Here is a 3,297-nt window from a genome sequence, read left to right as displayed (position 1 = left end):
ACAATTCCGCCAGCGCGTCGCTCGACCACCTGCGCGGCGATTCGCCTCCCCGCGTCCAGCGGGCGAGGCCCGCGACGAATTGCGCGCGCGAAATCTCCCGCGCGCCCAGCGACTGCAGGTGAGCCGTCGTCATCTGGCAATCGATGACTGCATAGTCGCGCAGCGCCAGCAACTGCGCCAGATGTGCGAGCGCCACCTTGGAGGCATCCGTCACGCGCGCGAACATCGATTCGCCAAAGAAAGCCCGTCCCAGTGCCATGCCGTAGAGCCCGCCCACCAGCTCGCCACCCTGCCAGCATTCGACACTGTGGGCATAGCCCAGTTCATGCATCTCGCCATAGGCCGCCTGCATGTCGGCGGTGATCCAGGTGCCGGTCCCCATGCCGCGCGGGGCGGCGCAGCCGGCGAGCACCTCGGCAAAGGCGGTGTCGAGTCGCACGTCGAACTCGCCGCGGCGCAGGCGCTTGCGCAATGAGCGGCTGATACGGATGTCGCCCGGCACCAGCACCAGGCGCGGGTCCGGGCTCCACCACAGGATGGGCTCGCCCTCGCTGAACCAGGGAAATATGCCATGGCGGTAGGCTTCGAGCAGCCAGCGGGGGCTCAGTTCGCCACCGGCAGCGAGCAGCCCGTTGGGTTGGTCGAGCGCCTGGTCTACGGGCGGAAATGCCGGGCGCCCCACCAGCCAGGGGATCATGCCGCAAACCTGACCGCGACTTCGCGCGCGGGCGGCGCCTCGTTGCGGAAGGTCACGACGTGGTCGACGTCGAGGCGGATGCCGATGCGCTCGCCGATGCAGTGGTTGTGGTGGCTGGGCACCAGCGACAGCACTTTTGCACCACTGGCAAGGCGCAGCGTGTAGAGGATGTCGGCGCCACGGAAGGCCTTGTGCGCCACCTGTGCCTTCAGCGGGCTGCCATCGTCATGGACGATGTCGTCGGGGCGCAGCAGCACGTCGACGCGGCAGATCTTGCCGCACTGGCCGCAGCCCGCACTGCACTCGAGCGGCGTGGTGCTGTTGAGCATGCCCAGCTCGACCTCGACCTGGTGCTCGCTCAACACCACGCCGGGCAGGAACACGCCCTGGCCGATGAAGTCGGCCACGAAGCGGTTGGTCGGGCGGTGATAGAGGTTGTAGGGCGTGTCCCATTGCTGGATGCAGCCCTGGTTCATGATGCCGATCTCGTCGGCCACGGCGAAGGCCTCGTGCTGGTCGTGCGTGACCAGGATGGCGGTGGTGTCGGTCGCCTTGATGATCTCGCGCACTTCATGCGACAGGCGCTCGCGCAGCTCCACGTCGAGATTGGAGAAGGGCTCGTCCAGCAGCAGCAGGCTGGGGCGCGGCGCCAGCGCGCGTGCCAGCGCGACGCGTTGCTGCTGCCCGCCCGACATTTCGTGCGGGTACTTGCGGCCATGTTCGGCCAGGCCGACGAGGGCGAGCAACTCTCCGACACGCGCCTGCCGTGCCGATGCACGCTCGCCGCGCAGGCCGAAGGCGATGTTTTCGGCCACCGTCAGGTGGGGGAACAGCGCGTAGTCCTGGAACACCATGCCGATGCGCCGCCGCTCGGGCGGCAGATCGATGCCGCCGCCACTGACGATGGCGCCGTCGAGCCGGATCCTGCCGGCGGCAAGCGGCTCGAAGCCGGCGATGCAGCGCAGGACCGTCGTCTTGCCGCAGCCCGACGGGCCCAGCAGGCAGCCGATCTGCCCTTTTTCAAGCTGCAGCGAGAGTTGGCGCACGACCTGATGGCTGCCGAAGGCCAGGTCGATGTCGATGAGTTCAAGATGGGACATTGCGTGCAACGGGCGAGGTGTGGAGCCGGCGCCGGAGGTGATGTTTGCTGATTATTGCATCGGGGCAGGCCAAATGCGATCAATTATAATTTGGCTCCACAAGGCGGCGCGGTTGCGTCGCGCAAGAACCAACGACAACGGAATCAGGATGAAATCCATGGGTGGGCCGGGTCTGCTTCGGCGCCTCGGCCAGGGGGGCGTCGCGCTCACGGCGACGGCGACGATCATCGCGCTGCTGATCGCGGCGCCAGTGCTTTCGGTCTTCTCCAACATTTTCGTCGGCGGCACCGGTGCGACCTGGGCGCATCTCGTCGACACCGTCCTCGGCGAATTCGTGCTCAACACCATCGTGCTGTGCATCGGCGTCGGGCTGGGCGTGGGCTCGATCGGCGTGACCTGCGCGTGGCTGACGACGATGCTCGATTTTCCCGGGCGCCGCTTCTTCGAATGGGCGCTGGTGCTGCCGATGGCGGTGCCGGCCTACGTGATGGCGTATGTCTACACGGACTTCCTGCAGTTCGTCGGCCCGGTGCAGACGGCCCTGCGCGAGACCTTCGGCTGGCATGCCGGCCAGTACTGGTTTCCGGACGTGCGCACGGTGGGCGGCGCGGTGGCGATGTTCATGTTCGTCCTTTATCCCTATTGCTACATGCTTGCGCGCGCGGCCTTCCTGGAGCGCGCGGGCGGCATGCTGGAGGCGGGGCGCTCGCTGGGGCTCGGCCCCTGGCGCTGCTTCTTTCGCGTGTCGCTGCCCTTGGCCCGCCCCGCCGTGGTGGCCGGTGTCGCGCTTGCCCTGATGGAAACGCTGGCCGATTTCGGCACGGTGTCGTATTTCGGCGTGCAGACCTTCACCACCGGCATCTACCGCGCCTGGTTTTCCCTCGGCGACCGCATCGCGGCCGCGCAGTTGTCGGCCGTTCTGCTGGGTTGCGTGGTGGTCGTGCTGGCGCTGGAACGTGCCACACGCGGGCGGGCGCGCTTTCACAACACGTCGCGCCAGCAGGTGGCGCGGAGCCGCCTGCGGCTTCCTCTCGGCTGGGGGCTGCTGGCCGCCTTCGCCTGCGCGATGCCGCTGCTGCTCGGCTTCCTGTTGCCTGCCGGCCTGTTGATGAAGATGGCGTTGACCGAGGGCGACGCGCAGTTCGGCGAGCGCTTCCTGCACCTGGCGCGCAACAGCTTCCTGCTGGCGGCGCTGGCCGCGGTGCTGGCGGTGGCGCTGGCGCTGGTGCTGGCCTATGCGGCGCGGCTGGCCCGATCGCGCCTGCCCCACATGCTCAACCGCGTCGTGGCGCTCGGCTACGCGGTGCCCGGCTCGGTGATCGCGGTCGGCGTGCTGATTCCGCTGACCCGCATCGATGCACAACTGGCGCAGTGGTGGCAGGCGGCGTTCGGGGTCAACCCGGGGCTGCTCATCACCGGCGGCATCGCCGCGCTGGTGTATGCCTATCTCGCACGCTTCCTGACGGTGGCGCTACAGGCGGTGGAAGGCAGCCTGGCCAA

3 protein-coding genes are annotated in these 3,297 nt (G+C 68.1%); 1 reads left to right on the top strand and 2 read right to left on the bottom strand.

Annotated features, from left to right (window positions below; translation table 11 throughout):
* Window positions 1-697: leucyl/phenylalanyl-tRNA--protein transferase (aat, locus tag ACE3SS_RS15155; RefSeq protein WP_374595381.1), on the bottom strand; the 697-nt coding region annotated here is incomplete at its 3' end.
* Window positions 694-1,797 (bottom strand): ABC transporter ATP-binding protein, encoded by a 1,104-nt coding sequence (locus tag ACE3SS_RS15150; protein WP_153168511.1) that lies wholly within the window; start codon window positions 1,795-1,797, stop codon window positions 694-696. The genes ACE3SS_RS15150 and aat, both read right to left, overlap by 4 nt.
* Window positions 1,798-1,945: 148 nt before the next feature.
* Between ACE3SS_RS15150 and ACE3SS_RS15145 the strand changes: the two genes are divergently transcribed.
* Window positions 1,946-3,297 (top strand): ABC transporter permease (locus tag ACE3SS_RS15145; RefSeq protein ID WP_374595379.1); only part of this gene is annotated, 1,352 nt, incomplete at its 3' end.

The sequence above is a fragment of the Aquabacterium sp. genome (genome assembly GCF_041915145.1).
Taxonomy (GTDB): Bacteria; Pseudomonadota; Gammaproteobacteria; order Burkholderiales; family Burkholderiaceae_C; genus Aquabacterium.
Note: the sequence above shows the minus strand (reverse complement) of the source record. Positions and strands in the feature narration are given on the sequence as shown.

Excerpts from the sequence above, each read along its gene's own strand:
- ACE3SS_RS15150 (WP_153168511.1), bottom strand. The coding sequence starts at position 1,797 with ATGTCCCATCTTGAACTCATCGACATCGACCTGGCCTTCGGCAGCCAT.